21 protein-coding genes are annotated in these 20787 nt (G+C 38.8%); 14 read left to right on the forward strand and 7 right to left on the reverse strand.

What is annotated here, in order from left to right; all coding sequences use genetic code 11:
- Positions 1-1356 carry an MBL fold metallo-hydrolase RNA specificity domain-containing protein gene (locus G509_RS0116055; RefSeq protein WP_026992473.1) on the forward strand — a complete coding sequence of 452 codons (1356 nt, stop codon included), beginning with the start codon at positions 1-3 and terminating at the stop codon, positions 1354-1356.
- On the opposite strand, the gene G509_RS0116060 is transcribed toward G509_RS0116055, so the two are convergent.
- Positions 1353-3851, reverse strand: coding sequence for a cation-translocating P-type ATPase (locus tag G509_RS0116060; RefSeq protein ID WP_026992474.1), 2499 nt, complete (start codon positions 3849-3851; stop codon positions 1353-1355). The two genes, G509_RS0116055 and G509_RS0116060, sit on opposite strands and share 4 nt — an antisense overlap.
- A gap of 52 nt (positions 3852-3903) precedes the next feature.
- Positions 3904-4209: a thioredoxin family protein gene (locus G509_RS0116065; protein ID WP_026992475.1), complete on the reverse strand. Its 306-nt coding sequence runs from the start codon at positions 4207-4209 to the stop codon at positions 3904-3906.
- 184 nt (positions 4210-4393) lie between these two features.
- Here G509_RS0116065 and G509_RS0116070 point away from each other — a divergent pair, with 184 nt between their 5' ends.
- Genes G509_RS0116070 through G509_RS0116085 form a run of 4 tightly spaced genes read left to right on the forward strand, consistent with a single transcriptional unit; the run spans position 4394 to position 8403 of the window.
- The gene (locus tag G509_RS0116070) at positions 4394-5866 is read left to right on the forward strand and encodes a L,D-transpeptidase family protein (RefSeq protein ID WP_242604846.1); all 1473 of its coding nucleotides are present in this window, start codon (positions 4394-4396) and stop codon (positions 5864-5866) included.
- Between the two features lie 2 nt (positions 5867-5868).
- Positions 5869-6639, forward strand: a complete 771-nt coding sequence (locus G509_RS0116075; protein WP_026992477.1) for an MlaE family ABC transporter permease — start codon at positions 5869-5871, stop codon at positions 6637-6639.
- Between the two features lie 2 nt (positions 6640-6641).
- A complete protein-coding gene (locus G509_RS0116080; protein WP_051200288.1) occupies positions 6642-7412 on the forward strand; it encodes an ABC transporter ATP-binding protein in 771 nt (256 codons plus the stop codon).
- Between the two features lies 1 nt (position 7413).
- Positions 7414-8403 carry an MlaD family protein gene (locus tag G509_RS0116085; RefSeq protein WP_026992479.1) on the forward strand — a complete coding sequence of 330 codons (990 nt, stop codon included), beginning with the start codon at positions 7414-7416 and terminating at the stop codon, positions 8401-8403.
- A 13-nt stretch (positions 8404-8416) separates the two neighbouring features.
- Here G509_RS0116085 and G509_RS0116090 read toward each other — a convergent pair whose 3' ends face one another.
- A complete protein-coding gene (locus G509_RS0116090; RefSeq protein ID WP_026992480.1) occupies positions 8417-8854 on the reverse strand; it encodes an OsmC family protein in 438 nt (145 codons plus the stop codon).
- Between the two features lie 161 nt (positions 8855-9015).
- On the opposite strand from G509_RS0116090, the gene G509_RS0116100 reads away from it, so the two are divergent.
- From G509_RS0116100 to G509_RS0116110, 3 genes are read left to right on the forward strand one after another with little or no spacing between them, the layout of a single operon-like run.
- The gene (locus tag G509_RS0116100; RefSeq protein ID WP_026992481.1) at positions 9016-9846 is read left to right on the forward strand and encodes a universal stress protein; all 831 of its coding nucleotides are present in this window, start codon (positions 9016-9018) and stop codon (positions 9844-9846) included.
- A gap of 43 nt (positions 9847-9889) precedes the next feature.
- Positions 9890-10693, forward strand: coding sequence for a DUF6544 family protein (locus G509_RS22310; protein WP_131450698.1), 804 nt, complete (start codon positions 9890-9892; stop codon positions 10691-10693).
- Positions 10694-10710: 17 nt separating this feature from the next.
- A complete protein-coding gene (locus G509_RS0116110) occupies positions 10711-11394 on the forward strand; it encodes a Crp/Fnr family transcriptional regulator (RefSeq protein WP_026992482.1) in 684 nt (227 codons plus the stop codon).
- Between the two features lie 6 nt (positions 11395-11400).
- Here G509_RS0116110 and G509_RS0116115 read toward each other — a convergent pair whose 3' ends face one another.
- The 4 genes from G509_RS0116115 to G509_RS0116130 all read right to left on the reverse strand — a co-directional run bounded on the left by G509_RS0116115 (position 11401) and on the right by G509_RS0116130 (position 13984).
- Positions 11401-11862 carry a hypothetical protein gene (locus G509_RS0116115; RefSeq protein WP_026992483.1) on the reverse strand — a complete coding sequence of 154 codons (462 nt, stop codon included), beginning with the start codon at positions 11860-11862 and terminating at the stop codon, positions 11401-11403.
- Positions 11863-11880: 18 nt separating this feature from the next.
- Complete coding sequence (locus G509_RS0116120; protein WP_026992484.1) at positions 11881-12402, reverse strand: YciE/YciF ferroxidase family protein; 522 nt, start codon at positions 12400-12402, stop codon at positions 11881-11883.
- A gap of 110 nt (positions 12403-12512) precedes the next feature.
- Positions 12513-13547: an alcohol dehydrogenase AdhP gene (gene adhP / locus G509_RS0116125; RefSeq protein WP_026992485.1), complete on the reverse strand. Its 1035-nt coding sequence runs from the start codon at positions 13545-13547 to the stop codon at positions 12513-12515.
- A 206-nt stretch (positions 13548-13753) separates the two neighbouring features.
- Entirely contained in the window at positions 13754-13984 is a 231-nt protein-coding gene (locus tag G509_RS0116130; protein ID WP_026992486.1) for a helix-turn-helix domain-containing protein, read from the reverse strand.
- 260 nt (positions 13985-14244) lie between these two features.
- Here G509_RS0116130 and G509_RS0116135 point away from each other — a divergent pair, with 260 nt between their 5' ends.
- The 6 genes from G509_RS0116135 to G509_RS0116160 all read left to right on the forward strand — a co-directional run bounded on the left by G509_RS0116135 (position 14245) and on the right by G509_RS0116160 (position 20675).
- Positions 14245-14940 carry a VIT1/CCC1 transporter family protein gene (locus G509_RS0116135; protein ID WP_035739039.1) on the forward strand — a complete coding sequence of 232 codons (696 nt, stop codon included), beginning with the start codon at positions 14245-14247 and terminating at the stop codon, positions 14938-14940.
- A 148-nt stretch (positions 14941-15088) separates the two neighbouring features.
- On the forward strand, positions 15089-16381 hold the full coding sequence (locus tag G509_RS0116140) for a glycosyltransferase family protein (protein ID WP_026992488.1): 1293 nt from the start codon (positions 15089-15091) through the stop codon (positions 16379-16381).
- Between the two features lie 474 nt (positions 16382-16855).
- On the forward strand, positions 16856-17206 hold the full coding sequence (locus G509_RS0116145; protein ID WP_026992489.1) for a hypothetical protein: 351 nt from the start codon (positions 16856-16858) through the stop codon (positions 17204-17206).
- A 2-nt stretch (positions 17207-17208) separates the two neighbouring features.
- The gene (locus G509_RS0116150; RefSeq protein WP_026992490.1) at positions 17209-19020 is read left to right on the forward strand and encodes a ThiF family adenylyltransferase; all 1812 of its coding nucleotides are present in this window, start codon (positions 17209-17211) and stop codon (positions 19018-19020) included.
- Positions 19021-19024: 4 nt separating this feature from the next.
- The gene (locus G509_RS22985; protein ID WP_051200291.1) at positions 19025-19498 is read left to right on the forward strand and encodes a Mov34/MPN/PAD-1 family protein; all 474 of its coding nucleotides are present in this window, start codon (positions 19025-19027) and stop codon (positions 19496-19498) included.
- Positions 19499-19928: 430 nt separating this feature from the next.
- Entirely contained in the window at positions 19929-20675 is a 747-nt protein-coding gene (locus G509_RS0116160; protein ID WP_026992491.1) for a hypothetical protein, read from the forward strand.
- Positions 20676-20787 lie beyond the last annotated feature (112 nt).

The raw sequence follows: 20787 nt of genomic DNA on the forward strand, positions 1-20787 counted from the left end.
ATGAAAATAACATTTATTGGCGGTGCCGGAACCGTTACCGGGTCAAAAACTTTAATAGAAAGTAATGGTGTAAGGATTTTAATAGACTGTGGCCTTTTTCAGGGTGTTAAATCCCTTCGGGAACTTAACTGGGAGCCCTTGCCGGTTTTACCCGCATCCATAGACTATGTGTTGCTAACCCATGGGCACCTGGACCATTGCGGTTGGCTGCCTTTATTGGTTGGCCAGGGCTTTAAGGGTAAAATATATTGCACCCGCCCAACAAAAGAGGTAACGAAACTAATACTTTTAGACAGCGGTAAGATACAGGAGGAAGAAGCCAACAGGGCCAACCGCGAGCATTATTCTAAGCATAAGCCGGCAATACCTTTATATACTGCAGATCAGGCCGAGGCAACTTTCCCAATGTTCAGGGTTATAAAACCTAACGAGATCATACCTTTGGATGCTGAAATTTCAGCAATATACCGAAATGCCGGGCATATCATTGGGGCATGCTCTATCACTCTTTTTCTTGAAGGAAAAAAACTTGTCTTTTCGGGCGACATAGGTCGTGATAACGACCCACTAATGTACCCACCTGTACAACCCGTAGAGGGTGATTATGTTTTTTTGGAAAGCACGTACGGCAACCGCCTACACCCGCATACTGATGTTAAGCTGGAACTGGAAACATATATTAATAACGCCATTAATAAGGGCGGTACGGTAATTATTCCCGGTTTTGCCGTTGAGCGCGCGCAAACCTTGATGTACCTACTGTGGCAGCTTAAAAAGGAACAACGCATACCCGATGTGCCCTATATTTTTGACACACCGATGGGAAAAAGGGTACTGGATATATTTACTGGTAATACCTCGTGGCATAAACTTTCGATAGATGAATGTACCAAAATGTCTAAAATGTTCTCTATAGTTTCCGACTACCAGGAAACGCTTGATATAGTAGAAAACATGCAACCCAAGGTTATTATAGCTGCCAGTGGTATGGTTACCGGTGGCAGGGTGCTGACTTACTTTGAACATTATATAGGGTTGCCACAAACAACGGTTATCATAGTGGGCTACCAGGCAGAAGGTACACGCGGCCGTAAACTATTGGAGGGCGCAAATGAAATTAAAATGTATGGGCAATACTATACTGTAAAGGCAAACATACTCCAGATAGAAGGGCTGTCTGCGCATGCCGATCAGGCAGGCCTGTTAAACTGGTTATCGTTATTGCAGGATAAGCCAAAAAAAGTGTTTTTGGTGCATGGGGAGAACCAGCCTGCAGATGAACTCCGGATAAAGGTAACCGAACGTTATGGCTTTGACTGCACAGTACCGCTAATGGGCCAGCAAATAGACCTTTAACCTTTTAATTGCCTTTTAATAAATTTCACTACTTCGTACCACAGCACTGATAAAGATCCGGCGGCAACACAAAGCATAAACTGGTTTACGTTTAGCATTTTAAATTTAAATAATGTGCTTAAATAGGGCACAAACAGCAAGAGCAACAGTAGCCCAATGGTACTACTTATAATATAGATTACCATAGGGTTTTTATATCGCGCCGTTGTAATAACAGAATAATAAAAAGACCTGTTAACCTCTGTAAGTACAACATTGGCAATCATCAACGTTGTAAAAACCATAGTCCGTGTACTATCTTCATCATAACCCTGATTAAAAGCCCACTGATACATGCCTAAAACGCCGATAGTAATTACTAAACCCTGGATGATACTTGTTTTTAATTCTTTACTGCTAAAAAAAGTGGCCGTAAAAGGCCGCGGCTTAGTAGTCATAGCGTTCGCCTCGATAGGTTCATTTTCGTAAATAACAGAGCATGTTGGCCCCATTATTAACTCCAGTACAATAACGTGTAATGGTGTAAAAATATCAGGATACACCCACCCCAAAGCCAGTGGAATAAAAACCGTGAGTATTATGGGGATATGTATAGAGATTATATACTGTATTGCTTTTTTTAAGTTGGTGTATATCTTTCTGCCCATAGCCACTGCATCTACCATTTTGGCCAAATCATCTTCGGTTAATATTAACGATGCCGCATCTTTAGCAATAGTGGTTCCGTTTTTACCCATTGCAATACCTATGTGTGCTGCCTTTAATGCAGGGCCATCGTTAACGCCATCTCCGGTCATGGCTACGATCTGGTTGTTTTCTTTCAGCGCATTCACTATTTTTAATTTGGCCTCGGGAAACATCCGGCTAAAAACGTTGGTTTCCATTACCACCTCTTTAAGTTTATCGTCGTTAAGCTGCATCAGTTCGTCGCCGGATATGTTTTTTTTGTATCCTCTAAAACCAATTTCTTTTGCAATGGCAGCCGTTGTAAGCGCGTTATCTCCTGTTATAATTTTCACCGCTATTCCTGCGTTATAAAAATCCTTAAGCACTTTTGCAATATTTTCTTTAGGTGGGTCGTAAAAAGCTACAAGGCCTTTAAATGTAAATGGAAACTCCTGCTGCAATGCCGGAAAAACCGAACCTTTAAAATTGCTTTGCCCCACACCTAAAACACGGTAACCACTTGCGGCAAGTTCTTGTACGGCCTTTTCAATAGCGTCTTTTTCCTCGTTGTTTAGATTTGAAACAGCCATAAGGGCTTCCGGTGCGCCCTTGGCTGCAATAATCCGCTCGCCATCTTGGTTTTCAAATATATGAGTCATCATGGGTGGTTTTCCGCTTAACGGGTATTCGTGTACCATTTTAAAAAAAGGGCGTACATCGTTATCAATAAAGTTTACGTAGGCATTATGCAGGGCAGTCTCCATCGGGTCAAAAGGCACAGGTTCGCTAGCCCACATAGCAACTGTAAGTAATTCCTGAGTAGCACTGCTCAAGATTCCTTGCACAGGTACGATAGATTTTTCTGAAAAAATGTAAACCTTCGCCAGGCTCATTTTGTTTTGTGTAAGCGTACCGGTCTTATCTGTACACAAAACGGTTGCGCTGCCCAGGGTTTCTACGGTTTTCATCTGCTTTACAATAATACCGTTATTCATTAACCTCCAGGCGCCAAGGGCCATAAACGTGGTAAATGCTACCGGTATTTCTTCGGGCAGTATGCTCATGGCAAGTGTAAGCGCGTTAAGCAGGCTATTGATAAAACTCTTTGTATGTATGTAATTTATAATCCATACAAGAACAAACACAATTACGCCTATAATAACCATGTTTTTTACAAACCTGCCTATTTGCAGTTCTAAAGGTGTTTTTTCTTCGGCTATCGTTAAAAGGCTCAGGCCTATTTTACCCCAACGGGTAGTGTTGCCAATGTTGGTAACCTGCACCAGGGCTAGCCCGCTTGCAACAGCCGTACCCGAAAAAATGTTATTATCAGGCTGATCTTTATCTTTAAAAACCGATAGCGATTCGCCGGTAAGCACCGACTCGTTTACGGAGAAATCATTTGATTGTACGATAATGCCATCGGCAATTATACTATCTCCTTCCGATACTATAAGGTAGTCACCAACAACCAGCTCATCAGCTTTAATCACCTGCTCAACACCGTTTCTTACCACTTTACATTGGGGCTGTGTAAACTGCTGTAATTTTTTTAACGCATTATGGCTGCGCTTTTCCTGAAACAAAGAAATAAAGGATATTAAAACAATAGCAGCAGTTAAAAATATGCCGTCGCTAATTTTTCCACTCATAAAGTAAATAAGCGAGGCTATTAAAAGCAAAAGTACCATGGGCTCTTTTGCAAGGCTTTTTACAACATTTAAAATGCAGTTCTCTTTTTTAAATTGTATCGTATTGCTCCCGAAGTTTATCCGGGCGGCTGCAACCTGCTCGTCGGTTAACCCCTGTATATTAAATTGATTTGCCATTGGAAGGTTTAATTGCTTAATTTAGTGATTCTTAAGATTAGGTAAATAATAGTTACCTAAGGTTGTACACGATATTCATCATGATATCTGTTTTAGATAACTCCTGATTATCCCTCCACAACATTTTGCCCTTTCTGAAAAGTATAAGCGTAGGGCTGAAACTATTTTGCAGATGCAAGCCATATGCGGACAAAATAGTCTTATTCTTAGCAGTATCAACTTTAATGATGCGCAGCCGTTCTCCTAGTGCATTAGCTACCTCTTCAAGTGCATAGGCATGTGACCCAAATGCTTTATTATTTACGAAATCAACTAAAACCGGGTCATCACCATTTATAACGATTGTAAAATTCTCCATTATTACCGTTTTAATAATTAGATGTGGAAAGGTATATCCTGATTTGCGATAATAAAATGATGAAAGTCATTACACAGATAATAATACAGCTGTAGATTGCGTAGAAATTCGAGATGCAATGTACAGAGCCTACTTCATACTGATTGTATTATTTTGTTCACCTTTGGTCAGCGCTAAACACTCCATGCAAATAATACAGGCCGGTGTAGAAAAAGTAGACAGCACAAAAATTATCGATTTTTACTACAGGCATCCTGACTTGAAGAATTATAAGACCGATTTACAACTATTTTACGCTAAAAATAATTATCAGTTTATATGGTACAATAGCAACGGGCTTACCGATTTTGCCGGGATTCTTTATAACGAACTACAGCAATTGCCAATGGAGGGTATTTTTACGCCACCACCATATAAAAACGAGTTTGACGCAATTTTTACCGCTGATAAAAGAAGAGCAGATACCGATGCCGAGCTACTCATTACATCGCTGTACCTGTACTATGTAAAAAAAGTTCAGATAGGGTTGGATCCTGAAAAAAGTGCGCTTACGGGCTGGCACCTGCCCCGGCAGCAACTACACTATGCTGCGTATCTGGACACACTGATTAAAAATCCGGAAGCACGATCAAATGATGGCCGCTATTTGTTTAGCCAATATTATTATCTTAAAAAAGCACTTGCCCGATATCTTGATATTCAAAAACGGGGAGGCTGGCAGCCCATAACCCTGCCAAACGGTGTACAACAATTAAAGCCGGGTGATTCCTGCAGCACAGTTTTGCAGGTAAGGAAAAGGCTTTATACGGAAGGTTATTTGGAGTCCGATTCGGGCAAAACAGATTTTGACGCAGCACTTTTAAACAGTATAAACAAATACAAAACCTTGCAAAACAAAGCTGCCGACAGCCTCATAACACCCGCCTTTATTGAAGAGTTGAATATAACTGTTGAACAGCGCATCCAATGCATTGCTGTAAATATGGAGCGGTGCCGGTGGATAGCACCCGCTATCAACAATGCTAAGGAATTTATAGCGGTAAACATTCCGTCGTTCAGGCTGCATTATTTTAGAGAGGGAAAACCTTTCTTTATATCTAAAGTTGTTGTAGGCAAAGAGGCTACAAAAACAACAGTGTTTAGTGGCGCGATAAGCTATATTGTATTTAACCCTTACTGGAATATACCCAACAGCATCCTTAATAAGGAAATCCTGCCAGCCGTAAAAAAAAACGGCAACTACCTTGCTGCCCATAATATGGAATGGAATGGTAATAAACTACGCCAAAGGCCCGGTCCGGATAACCCCTTAGGCCTCGTCAAGTTTATATTTCCTAATTCAAATAATATTTACCTGCACGATACACCTTCTAAAAACCTCTTTATTAAAGAAGAACGCGCCTTTAGCCATGGATGCATACGGGTAGAAAAAGCACGTGAGATGGCCCTTGCGATAATGGAAAAAGAGGCGGGCTGGACCGAAGAGAAAACGGATAAGGCTATGAATGCCGGAAAAGAGAGTGTTTATTACCTTAAGCAAAAAATACCCGTTTACATTGGCTACTTTACCGCTTGGGCAGACGAACAGGGAAGCGTTGTGTTTTATGAAGACATTTATAACCGCGATGCAGCACTAGCCAACCTTTTATACAATTAATTATGGATTTACCACGTTCCATACGATTTTTTTTAGAAGACACCGGAGACCTTGCACGGTTTACCGGCCACTACTTCGGATTGGGATTCTCCCGTCCTTTTGAAACCGGCGAATTGTTAAAGCAATGCTACAACATAGGTTATAAATCGTTTGGGCTGGTGGCACTTACCAGTTTTATAATAGGTTTGGTACTTACCATGCAGCTACACCCCACGCTGGTAGAATATGGGGTGGCATCCCAACTGCCGGTAATGGTGGGGCTTGCCATAATTCGTGAGATTGGACCCGTAATTGCAGCACTAATATTTGCCGGTAAAATTGCCAGTAGTATTGGCGCCGAACTTGGCTCCATGAAAGTAACCGAACAAATTGATGCTATGGAAGTAAGTGGCACCAATCCGTTTAAGTACCTGGTGGCAACGCGTGTACTGGCCGCCACACTAATGCTGCCCATACTGATCGTGATGGCAGATGCAATAGCGCTTTTGGGCGCCTACATTGGTGTAAATATTCAGGGTACAACCAGTTTAACGCTCTTTTTCTCCCAGGTTTTTCACTCACTTGAGTTTAGCGACGTAGTACCCGCCTTTATCAAAACTTTTTTCTTTGGCTTTGCCGTAGGTATTGTAGGTAGTTATAAAGGCTATAAAGCCGCCAAAGGGACTACAGGTGTGGGCAATGCGGCAAATTCTGCGGTAGTGCTGGCCTCTGTGCTTATATTTATAATTGACCTTTTGGCAGTACAAATAACCAACCTATTAGGATTTAATTAGTCATGGAAACTAAAAAAGAAACCATAACCACCATTCCTGAGAAGCAGGAAACTGCAATTGTTATAGAGCACTTATACAAGCAATTTGGTACTAACAAAGTACTGGACGATTTTAACCTTACGGTATACAAAGAAGAAAATGTTGTGGTACTGGGTAAATCAGGCTCCGGTAAATCGGTACTTATAAAATGTATTATCGGCCTGTTACAGCCCGATAAAGGCAACATCATTATCTCAGGCAAATCAATAAACGGATTATCGCATAACGAGCTGGATAAGATGCGATCTAAAATTGGCTTTCTTTTTCAGGGCAATGCCATTTACGATTCCATGACGGTGCGTGAAAACCTGGAATTTCCACTCCGCCGGCGATGGATCAAAATGTCTCAGGAACAAATTAATGCAATGGTTATCGAAGCACTGGAAAATGTTAACCTTGCCCACACGGTAGATATGATGCCGGCTGAACTATCCGGAGGCATGCTAAAACGTATTGCCCTTGCCAGGACTATGATATTAAAGCCTGATATTATTTTATACGATGAACCTACCTCTGGCCTTGACCCGGTAACCGCCAGGGAAATTGATAAGCTGATACTCGACCTGCAGAAAAAGTACCATACCACCTCAATTATTATATCGCATGATATGAATTGCGTAAAAAAAACGGCCGACAGGGTTGTGCTGTTGCTTGATGGAAAGTGTTATGCACAGGGCACCTACAACGAATTTGAAATAGCTGACGATCCAAACATTAAACAATTTTTTGAATAGTATGAAAACTACTGCAACAAATAATATACGCCTTGGTTTATTTGTACTCTTAGGGCTTGCTTTACTGGTAACAGCACTGTTTTTTATAAGTAGCAGCAGCAGCTTTTTTAGCTCAGATGCGCAGTTAAAGGCAAGGTTTAGCAACGTTAACGGGCTACAGGAAGGCAACAATGTACTTTTCTCCGGCATTAATGCGGGTACTGTAAAATCCATTGTTTTGCTTAACCAGCATAGTATAGAGGTTACCTTGCTTATTAAACAGGATGTACTGATACACATACCCAAAAACGCTTTAGTATCTATTGGTACAGAGGGGCTAATGGGCAACAAGGTGGTAAACATTATACCACTTGCGGGAACCTTTCCGGGGATAAATGATGGCGATTACCTTGCCGTTGAGAAAAAAACTGACATTGATGAAATGCTGGCTACCTTATCTAAAACAAATAATAATATAGCGGCAATTTCTGAAGCTTTAAAAGGCACTGCCCTTCGCATTAATAACAGCGCCGTTTTAAAATTATTGGAAAATAAGGGAGTAGCCGAAAATATAGAATTGTCTATACAAAATATTAACACCACCACAGCCCAGGCCCAGGAATTTGTTACGCAATTAAACAGTATTATCACCGATACAAAAAACGGCAAGGGCGCCGCGGGGCTGCTGTTATCCGATAAAGACTTTGCTGCTAACCTACAGCAAACAATGGCCAACATTAAAACAGCCAGCGAAAATGCAAATACGATAACACGGGAAATGAATAATTTTGTGGCAACTTTAAATATAGCTATCGTAAACGGAAATGGCCCTGTAAACAGCCTGCTTAACGATTCTACGCTAACTGTAAAACTAAACAAGACCCTGGATAACCTTGAAAAGGGAACCGATAATTTTAACCAGGATATGGAAGCCTTAAAACATAATTTTTTACTGAAGGGATACTTTAAAAAATTAGAAAAGCAGAAAAAGAAAGATACGGCAGAAGACTGAAGCTTCATGAAAATTACTTTACAATAACCTCCGGCGCAATATGGATGCGGGTTTTTACAGAGTTGGATATCACGCAGTGTTTTTCGCTGATTGCTATAATCCGTAATGCTTTCTGCACAGTTTTAGACGAGGGAACACATACAGTTAGCTTAATAATTACATCGGCAATCTGTAGTAACCTATCAACTTCATCTGCCGTGGCAATGGCATTGCATTTAAAATCACTAAAAATAAGGTTAGAATTTTCTGCAACGGCTAAAAAGGTTGTCATTAGACAACTCGTAAGCGTTGCCAGGTATAAATGCTCCGGCGACCATGCGCCTTCAATGCCTTTATGGAAATCAGATCCGGTGGCCACTTCGATCGATTGCGGGGAAACTCCGGCGGTTAAAGTTCCCTTTCTTTCCCCATCCCACTGCAGGTCGACTGTATATTTGTGTTTTGATTCCATTTTTACCCAATAGTGTACAAATATCTATGTCAGTCTATCTATTATAAATGATGTATATCATAGTAGAACAAAAAAGAGGTAGAATAAAAGTATGACCTGCATCATTTTTTTCATTAAGGCTTAGTGCTATTTTTACCGGCATATTTAATAATCCTTTAGCCATGAAAAAAATATTATTTCCAACAGATTTTTCTAAAACATCGTTAAATGCATTTGCCTATGCGCTGCACCTGGCTAAAAAATTCAATGCAGAAATTATAACACTGCACGTATATGAGTTGCCGATAGGCATGGCAATTACCAGCTACGATTACTTACAGGAAAATTATGATATTAATGAGTTGAGCGAATTTGAAAATTACAAAAGTGATGTGCCCAAACTAAGGGCTATTGCCGAAAAAGAACAACTGGAGCATATAAAGGTCAGCCATGTTTTAGAAAATGGAGATACGATACAGGAAATATTAAATCTGGCCCATAAAGACGCTATTGACGTTATTATCATGGGAACAACAGGAGCCACCGGCCTTAAGGAAACCTTTTTAGGCAGTATTACTGAAAAGGTTATTAACCAATCTAAAACTACCGTAATTGCAATTCCTGAAAAGTGCCGGTATACTTCAATTAAAAAGATGCTCTTTTTAACGCAGTATGAAAAGTTTGAAATGGATATTTTACAAAAAGCTAAAGAGATCGCCGATATTTTCGGTGCACATATTGATGTATTGCAAATTAAACTGCATCACGAGCCTATCGAAGCCATAATAATAGATAAGTGGAAAGAACACTTTAATAAAGCTGATATAAATTTTCATGTACTGGCTACCAATGCTATAGAAGAGACAGCCCTTGACTATATTGAATTAAATCACGTAAACATGGTTACCATGCCGGTACACCATAAGAAGTTTTTTAAACGGCTGTTCTCCTTTAGCCTTTCTACCCAAATGGCATTCCATTCTAAAGTACCGGTAATGAGTTTACATGCCTAACATAAAATAGTATGTATTACTTAACTGTTCCAGTAGCGTTATTGTGCTTTTCATTATTATCGGAAGGTTGATTCTGCACGCTGTTTTTACAAATACTGTAAACAACTTATATAATAAAAATGATGCTAATGGGATTTACGTTAATTATGATAAACTGGATGCGCTACCTCCGCCAGTACAACGATATTTAAGGAAAGTTGCTGCGCTCGGGATGCCCATGATCCATACAGCAAGATTACGACACCGTGGCGATTTTAAAACTAGTTTGCACAAAGAATGGACATTGATAAATGGAGAGCAGTATTATAATGTAACACCTCCGGGCTTTGTATGGAAAGGATCAACGCGTTTATTTACCGCCATTGATTGTTTCATATCAGGGAAAGGCGGTTTGCGGGTATGGCTGCTATCTGCCTTTCCAATCAAACACCTGACAGGCTCAGCAACTAACGAAGCGGAACTTTTGCGGTGGATAGGCGAATGCGTCTTATTCCCTACGGCATTATTCCCTTCCAACACTATTTACTGGAAACCCCTTGATGATACTGCAGCGATACTGATCGTTAAGAACAACAACAAAATAGTAAAATATAAAGTTTTGTTTAATGAGGCCAATGAAATATACCGGATAGAAACCAGGCGTTGGTACGATAATAAGTCAGCGGAAAATTGGGTGGGAACATTCAGCGATTACTCTTGGTGTAAAGGCTACATTGTACCCTCCAAAATCGAAGCGGCATGGGTACTTGATGGTATCGAATATCCTTACGCCCGGTTTACAATAGAGGTGATAGAGTATAATTTTTGTGAACGGTTTGGCCAGTCGAAAGCCTACGCTGTTCTGTAAAACTAGAACATAAAAGTATGAACAATTGTGATCAGTGCAGGGTACGCCAGTCCACGTCGCTTAGAGCCCTAACAACGCAGGAAACGGTAGTGATAGAAAATTGCAAAACTTCGCATATTATAAAAAAAGGTGAAGCCGTTTTTTCTGAAGGCGAGAACATTAATGGTATTTTCTGCATTAAACAAGGCATATGTAAGCTTACAAAGCTTAGCGCTAACGGGAGTGAGCAAATTGTAAAGCTCATTGCCAGCGGTGAGCTGTTAGGGCAGCGGTCTATGATAAGTGAAGAACCGGTAAACTTAAGTGCCGTAGCATTGGAAGATATGGCCGTTTGTTATATACCTAAAAAGCAGGTAATGGCCTTTTTCAACCGGAACAACCAATTTTCTATGGCCGTTATGAAAACCATTTGCAGCGACCTAAAGGCAGCTGATGACCACCTGGTAACAATGGCCCAGAAACCCGTTAAACAGCGCCTGGCGGAAACCTTGCTATATCTGCTCGACAATTTTGGCACGGATGCCGATAACAGCTTGCAGGCAAAACTGACGCGTGAAGAGTTAGCCGGCCTTATTGGCACAGCCACAGAGAGTTGCATCAGGCTACTCTCGCAGTTAAATAAATCAAAAGTAATTATATTATCCGGTAAAAAAATTATTATAAATGACCGGGAAGTGTTGTATAGGCTGGCTACGTTATAAACCAGGTCATTTATTTTCCTCTGCCTTTAATTTTAGCAATATACTATTTAGTTTGGCCGTATCTTCCCTAAATTCATCCTTGAAGGACGCCATCTTTTCTAGCGTTTGGTCGTCCATTTGGGTAGCTTCTATCTTTTCAAATTTTTTGGCCCATAATAATTTTTCGCTCAGTCGTTCCAGTTTACCGTCAGCACGGTATATTTCGTTCCTGAATTTTAAATTATGTTTCAATTTTGGGTCGTCAGATCTGTCGACAGCCCTTGAAATCTGTATTTTCGCTGAAAGGACTACACTGTCGGATTCTTTCATAAACGCTGCCCATTCAGATACAGCTTTACGCACTTCAATATCTTTGGCTACATAACTAATGCCCTCAAGGGGCTCGTTGTCAATAGTGTCTTCGTTTTCTTCAGCGCAACCGCGTGGCAATAAAGCCAATAATAAACTCGCCATCAATAAAATTTTCATAATAAACTATTTAAAATATTAATCAAGCTGCGAAAGTGGTTCTATAGCTTTTTCGTTACTATTATTGCGCGCTATGTGGGAAAAGCTGCTGTCAAAATCTTTTTCATCCTCAACGCATTGGTGCAACAATACTGCTTCATCCTTTAAACCTAAAGTATTCGCAAATGATGCTGCTGTTCCATATGCGCTAATCTTTACATGGATAATTTTTTGAAGTGCTCCTAACAGGCAGGCTTCTTTTACTTCAGGATACTTACATAGGTTAAGTTTTGCGTTCGTTTCTTCGATTAAAGCTTTCATGACCGAATTAGCGATAGCTGCCGATATAATATGTTCCAAGACAAAGACCCTGTTAAGCCTGTCCATGTGTGTTTCAATATTATCGTGGTAGTCTTCTAACAACACCATAAAGGGCATTGAAAGATCATTTTTTTTCCAGCCCGATATGCTTTGTTTTAACTCAGCTTCCGCACTGATAAAAGCGCGCATATCTTCATCAAAAAGGTTGCGCAGGCAGGATATTGAAGTTTTGGCTTCCATGATTTATCTTTTTAAGGTTAGTATCAAATTTCGTTGGATTATATAGTGGACACCATGATAAAAAATCAGGGTATCAAAGAATCAAAATACTTTTATAATTTGAGTGTTCATTACGGCCTGGCTATTTCCAGTACCATCCTGCCACTGATATCCCCATGTTTCATATCATTGAACACCGTGTTGATATCGTCCAGCTTTACCGGATGAACAGTAGCCTTAACCTTGCCTTCTACTGCGAAAGAAATTGCTTCCTCCATGTCTTTACGTGTTCCGACTATAGAGCCTTTAATAGTAGTACCATTGAGGACGGTATCAAAAATGGAAAGGTCAAAGGTTCCCGCTGGCAATCCGTTTAACGATAAGACCCCTTTACGCCTGAGTGCACTTAGCCCCTGCTTGAATGCGATTGGAGAGGGGGCAGTTACCAGCACCCCGTGCATACCACCGGTTTCTTTTTTTAAATACCTGCCTGGGTCTTCCTCTTTGGCGTTGACAACAAGGTCGGCACCAAGATCCTTTGCCAGTTGTAGTTTGTCATCTGCAATATCTATGGCTGCCACATGCAGGCCCATGGCTTTTGCATATTGGACCGCTAAATGACCCAGCCCACCTATACCTGAAATACCAACCCATTCGCCTGGTTTTGCAGCAGTTTCTTTTAAACCTTTATAAACCGTTACGCCCGCACATATAATGGGTGCCATTTCTGCAAAATTGATATTTGATGGGAAATGTGCTATGTATCTGGAATCGGCTACCACATATTCGGCAAACCCTCCATCAACGCTGTAACCGCCATTTTTTTGCGCTTCGCAAAGCGTTTCCCAGCCGGTATAGCAATAGTCGCAGCAACCGCAGGCACTATAGAGCCATGGCACGCCTACAATATCCCCTTCTTTTATTTTTTGCACGCCACCACCCAGGGCTACCACGTATCCTATAGCCTCGTGCCCGGGAATCAGGGGCATTTTAGGTCTAACAGGCCAGTCTCCCATACAGGCATGCAGATCCGTATGGCAAACACCACAGGCAATTACTTTTACCAGTATTTCGTTTTGCCCCGGTTCCCGAACTGGCATTTCTTCTATTTGTAGTGGCTGCCCAAAATCGTGTATTACTGCCGCTTTCATTGTTTTAGGTATCATAATATTGCATATTAATTTGCAATAAAGGTCTCTAAATCTAAAATGGATTTTAATGATTTATATCATGTTCAAAAGTGATATAGATCACATTTAATAAGTGTAATGTGGATTAAATTAGCTTGGGTTAATATGGACTTTACACAGCATTGATACCTGTGCTTAATAAATAAGTCTCTAACAATTTTAAAATATCAATATCGAAGTATTCATTCTAAATCCAATTGTAGTAAAACAGCGGGGCTCACCCCTAAACCTTTCGCGAGTTCAAGAAGTGTTGTAAATCCAAAATTCTTGTTACCCTTTTCAATAGCCATTAAGTCTTTGATACTAAGAGAACAGTTTTTAGCGATATCATTGGTTTCCATGTTGCGCTCTTTGCGGAGAGCGTTTATGTGCGCTCCAAATTTCACCAGCCTTTTATCTTTAAACTGCAACATGGCATTAGTGATTTTTAATTAGTGTTTCAAATGTAAAAAATTAAACCAGCACTAGTTCTTGTATTAAGCAATTCAGACTTGGTATAAATATAAATTACGTCGCAAGCTGTTAATTGCTAATACAAAAAAGTCAACAAAGGCAGACATTTCAGTTTCTTATAGACTTAGTGGAAACCAGAATGATGGAATGACGATATGGTCTGTGTTTTTTTTAGATAAATATAATATAACTTTACTATGCAATACTGTATTACCAAAAGATGAACACGCAAACCGAAAATCATTTTATAAACCGCAGCGGCTGGCTCCGTGCTGCTGTATTGGGAGCAAATGATGGTATATTATCTACTACCAGCCTTGCAATTGGCATCGCTGCAGCAAGCGACAGCAGAAACCCGATTGTGCTGGCTGCCCTGGCCGGTGTAGTAGCAGGAGCCCTTTCAATGGCAGCCGGCGAGTATGTATCGGTAAGTTCGCAAAGCGATGTTGAAACGTCCGACCTGGAAAGGGAAAAGAAAGAACTATTAGAGATGCCCGAAGCCGAACTGACCGAACTGACCGGAATCTATATAGCGAGGGGGCTAACATCCAAGCTTGCCAGGGAGGTTGCAGAACAGCTCACTGCCCACAATGCGCTCGAAGCGCATGCCAGAGACGAACTGGGCATCAATGAGATCACGCAGGCAAAGCCATTTCAGGCGGCTATGGCCTCTGCATCAGCTTTCATCGCCGGGGGTGTGTTGCCGCTGTTAGTGGCTATTTTTGCACCAATTAAATATATGGTAGTATTGCAATATTGCTTTGCAATTGTATTCCTTGCCGTGTCTGGTACCCTCGCGGCAAGTGCAGGAGGTTCCGGGATCGTCAAGTCCATACTGCGCATTTGCTTATGGGGTACTGTTGCTATGTGCGCCTCGGCATTAGTCGGATACCTTTTTGGTGTTCAGGCATCGTAGCTTGCAATTTTATTATAAGACTTAAGCCAATCTTAAGTTTTGTAAAATACTTCTAAAACGTTAATGGCGTTATACCTCAAGAGTATGGAAAAAGATTCGCGAAAATGGATTGGTCTAGTAGTAATTTATAGTGTGAGAATTTTCAACAATGCGGATTTTAATCATTGGAAAGCTGCCTCCAATTGAAGGAGGTGCGGCTAATTTGACGCTGGGAACAGCGTTAGCTTTGGTAAGTGAAGGGCACTTTGTCGATTTGCTTAGTGATTGTTTGGAGGTTGAGCCAACTATGAGAGATTTACTTTTTTCTGATTATAATGGATTTACAGATTCTAAATTAAATTTTCATTATCCAACTCAATTGGGAAAGTTCGTTCAATTTCCATCATCAAGTTTACGAATGGAGAGATTGATAGGAAAGGCAATTCAACTTACCTCATTAAATAAATATGATTTAATAATAGGCTGGTATATTATACCATATGCCTATGTAGCACTTAAAGCTTCAAAATTAAATAATATTAAACTGATGATAATTCATGGTGGATCAGATATTATGACTCTCTCAGAACATGAAGATTTAAAATTTCTTATAAAGGATATATTATCTAATGCTGACATTATCATTACGGCAAATAATGAAATAACTCAATCAAAATTAATTGAATTAGGAGCTTCTAAATCTCAATTTGCTGTTTTACCCCGTGGTTTGCCATTACCTATCTACCATAAAAATAAGGAAAATGAATCCCTTGAAACTTTATGCAGCAAGATTTTAGATGAAATAACTATATCATTTCAATATGACCATGAAATAAAAGCGTTATTTAATCAAACATCAGCTTATAAAAAACCCTCTGGAACCGTATTCACAATTTATGGCAAAGTTTCATCAGGTAAGTCCACTAATGAAATTTTAAAATCGCTTAACTTATTGGCAGAAGAGGGGCATGATTTTACTTTGATTGGAGCATTTTGCGGAGAAAGAGATTGTTTAAAATCATCGCTGGAATTTGTTACTAGCCATCCGGAATTATTAAGAAGATCAATTCTGTTACCAGCTGTAGCTCCATGGATAATTCCCATTTTACTCGCTCATGCTGACGTGGGGATTTGTAGTGAATTTAATTATGGAGTTGTTAATCACTATTCGATCATTCCACGAGAAATGATGAATGCTGGCTTAGCATTGATTGTTTCGCGTGATATTGCTAATAGTCCATTTTATAAGTGGATATTAAAAGAACATACCAATACCTTGGTTGTGGATAATCCAGCTTGTTTTACTTCAATCTTTTCTCAGATTTTAGAAGATGATTTAAAATTATTTGAATTAAAGAAGCTTTCATTAGACACATCTCGATACGTAGAACATTATTTGTCAGTTAGAAATCCCATTGTTGATATAATTGCAGAATTAGAGAAAAATATGTTGATTAAGTAGTCATAACACTAATCATATGAATAAACCTTATATTTGTGAAGAATTATAGTTCTTTAAAATAAGCAGGTTTTATACGATTTAATATAGTGTAGAAAGTTCATGGCACAGCCGAATTGAACTTTAAAAACATAGCAATGACAGGGGTTAGCTCATAGTTCGAATCCCTCATCCCCTGCAAAAAAAATAATGCTCCCTTACAGAAGCATTATTTTTTTTGCAGGGCTTGGTAAAGCGTAGCATTAGCTGTTCTTTGAAACGACTATATTTCGATCACCGCAAGCATTTTCTTTCTATCTGAAAAAGTTAATAATTATTTTAATTGCTATATTGTTTGAAATCAAATCATTTTGACGGTTATAATAGACAAAATATAGACAATTATATTTTATGGATAAAAATGAGGAAACCCTCAAATTTATTCAAAATGAGTTAATTACATTTGAAATCAATATTAATCTATAACTAAAATATTTTATGTCTAAAGAAACAATTTTAAACGAAGACTGGGCTGACTATGATGATCGTAAAAAAAAAGAACATGATAAGCATTTTTTTTCATGTGAGGAAGAATGGGAAGTTGATTATCTTGTAAAAAAGATTCATGGAAAATTTCCTAGTATATCAACAGATAAAATTAGAACAGCTATCAAATTATGTTGCAATTCTGTTCCTGCACCACGTTCTCGAAAAACATTTGTTGAATGTGTTATGAATCGCCTTGGCTTTGGTGATGATCACTCTGGAGGCGGTAATCCTCCACCAAATCCAGGCCCTGGTCCACAAAATCCCCCAACAGCTCCTAGCGATCGAAAAGTGGGTTTATAATTATGTGGTATATTGATAATCCAGATAGGTGGGTTCGAGAACAACACGACCTTCAAGTAAATAATATAGCTTTTGACATTGACGAAGAATTAAAAAAGCAAGGCATTTTACGCCTTAATTTAGAGATTACAGAACAAAGTAATTTCGCACTAATTCCAAATGAGTTTTTGCCTATAAAGTTGACAGCAGTTTTCCCAAGTTCATATCCTTACTTTAGACCAGAGATTTATGCTGAGGAAATTAATTTACCCAGACATCAAAATATCATAGATAAGAATCTTTGTTTACTGCCGCGATTATCGTCTTATTGGATGCCCCAAAGTACATTAGTTGAATATCTTAAAGAGCAATTACCTAAAGTTTTAACTGAAGGTGTAATAATAGATTCAGATATTTTAAAAGCAAACGCAGACGAACAAGCAGAGCCAGTTTCCGAGTACTATCCAAGTATTAATAATGCTTCGATTATTTTTGACACAACGGTTTTCGATACAGTGGTAGTTGCAAATCATCCTGTTGAGCTAATCGGCAAAATAAAATTGGGTATACCCTTAAATGCTGAAGTTCCTACAAGGATGGTTGCGCTTGAAAGTTTTGATTTAAAGGGTGACTCTTTAGGTAAGTTGCCTGAAGAAATATCGACTATATTTCCATCCAGGATGACTGGTTTTGTTTATCGTTTGAAAGAAAGGCCCCCTTATGGTGATGCGAACAAGGATTATAATTGGCTTATAAAATTAATAGATTTTGAAAAAAAAGACAAATTTTTAAAAGCTAATCGTCCCGTGACGCTTAAAAAAGGCCACACGATTGAAAATGTCGTAGGAATTACATTTCCAGAAGAACACGTTCCTGGTAGTATTTCTTGGGGATGGCTCTTTATAATTACAGTAACCCAACCTTTAGAAAAAAAGCAGAACGGAAGAAATGTTTCAATTGCTAATAGAGGTACATATTATTCAAAAGTTAATCGTATTAGTTTAAATGAGCTAAATTTTCGTAATCCATCCTTAAAACTACTATCAGGAAAAAAAGTTGTAGTTTTTGGTTTAGGTGCTCTAGGTGCCCCATCTGTTATTGAATTTGCGAAAAATGGGATAGGAGAAATTACTTTAATAGATTTTGATACGATCAGTGCGGGAACGATAGTTAGATGGCCTCTTGGGGTTATGTATGCCGGAATGTTTAAAACTGATGCTTTAGAGCGTTTTTTAAATGAGAATTATCCCTATATAAAAATAAATAAATTTAATTATCGAGTTGGAATTCCTGAAGTTGGAATACGAAAATTACCTATAGATTTATCTAATCTTCCATCAATCGAAGAAATTATTTCTGGGGCTTCTCTTATTTATGATGCTACAGCTGAAACAGGTGTTAGTCATTATCTTTCGGAGGAAGCAAAAAAGCGTGATATTTCATTTCTGTCAATATATGGTACTCCTGGGGTTTGGGGTGGTGTAGTAATGCGGTATATTCCCAAACTTACAAAAGGATGTTGGATGTGCTTTCAGTATGCATTAAAAAATGGAGATATTCCCCATCCACCAACTAATCTTAATGGAAACGTTCAAGCTGTTGGTTGCGGAGACATAACATTTACAGGAACAAGTTTTGAATTAGATAATATTGTAAGCGCTGGAGTAAGATTGGCAATAGGTACTATCTGCAAGTTGGAAAGCGGGTATGCTGATATGCCGGGCGATATTGGGATACTCTCATTGATCGACGATCACGGAAATCCGATTTTTCCAAAATGGACGACACACCAATTGACAAAACATCCTGATTGTCCATACTGCAATAAAGAATAGACAAATGAGATATAAAATTTGGATTAAGAATATTATCATAAATGACATTTTTTCAAGTGGTCTTATGTGGTCGCCACTGGAGACGGGAGGTATACTTATGGGATATCGTGTATCACTTTGGGAGTTTGTAATTACAGATCTAATTGGTCCAGGTGAAGATGCAGTCCATAATTATAATACATTTCAACCAGATCAACTATTTCATCAGAGTAAAATTAGTGAGATATATAAAGAATCTAATCAGCTAATAACTTATTTAGGAGACTGGCATACACATCCCAATTCATATTCATATTTGAGTTGTGAAGATAAAAAGACTATTAGTAAAATTGCTAATCATAAAGAAGCACGTTTGCAAAATCCTTTAATGATTGTTGCTGCACCTCCAATGCATGATATAAAAGTATGGGTATATCATAAAGTGAAGCTATTTAGTGCTGTAAAATATATTGAAGCTGAAATTGTAATTTTTGATTAATTATGTTTTTTTTGTAAATCTATCTTATTTAAAAACAATTAAATGTGTATAAGATGTTCGACTGGAGTCCCTCTCAGTCCACAAAAAGACAAACAACGCCATTGGAAGACAATGGCTTTGTTGTTTCATTATTTATACTATTTTAAGCCCTTCAAAAAATGTCAAAACAGGTATCAGGTGTTCGATAGAAACCCCATTCACTCCACAAAAGACAAATAACGCCACTGGAAGACAGTGGCGTTATTTTTTTAACGTACTTCACAAATTGCTTCGCTTAATTTTTTTGTCTCAAAAATAGATTTCAATTTACTAAATAACATCAATCGTAGTATTCTGCTTTTGTCGTACTATTGTAACTATGAAGAATGGTGAAAACATTTATTTGAAGATTATCAATTTGATTAATATTACATAGCTTAGCATATAAATTATGGCTGATATAAAAACAGAGGAGTCCTACGCGGAACATAAAGACACCACTAAGGAAGTAGGGATGTCACTGATTTCTAATAATTTCGACAATGCACTGGACTATGCTGAGATAGGCTTAGATGCCTTTGTTAGCGATGATATTCTAAAGGAAATACCGATTGTTAAAACAGTAGTTGGTGTTGTTAAATCTGGATTAAAAGTCAAGGAAATATTCTTTGCTAAAAAAATTCTAACTTTTCTTAAAGAATTTCACTCTGGAAAATTGTCTGAGGATAAATTTGACAAGTTTCGGGAGGAATTCGCTGCGAACGATAAATATCGTGCGAAAGTGATGGAGCAAATAATGATATTCAACGATACTTTCCTTCAAATCGAAAAGTCGAAAGTGTTTGCCAACCTTTTTGCTGCCCACCTGAACGAAGCCTATGGCTGGGATGATTTTGTCAATTTGAGCTACTGTCTCAATCAGTTAAACATGTATGGCGTGTCATTATTTGATGACATGGCAGAGTTCAAAACTCCTTTTTATGGAGGTATATATGACGATGCAAAGCACCGCTACCCTCTGCTTACCAATTCTGGCACAATCTCCATTTGGGGTAATCATCTTGACATCACACCGTATGGGCTATACATGTACCATTATGGTATTAAAGGAAAAGTAGACGAAGATATTAGTGAGGCTTATCCTAGCATATTTAAGGAGAAGGCAACTAACGAAGCCAAGAGTTCAGAGCAACAATAACTGCCAAGTTTCAAGGGACCGGTTGGTATAGCTATTTTTTGATCGATGTTTCCAACCACAACATTTTATATATCTAAATATTCATTAGTATTTCAGTGCTGGTGATAGTCTT

It is taken from the genome of Flavobacterium subsaxonicum WB 4.1-42 = DSM 21790 (assembly GCF_000422725.1).
In the GTDB taxonomy this organism is placed as follows: domain Bacteria; phylum Bacteroidota; class Bacteroidia; order Flavobacteriales; family Flavobacteriaceae; genus Flavobacterium; species Flavobacterium subsaxonicum.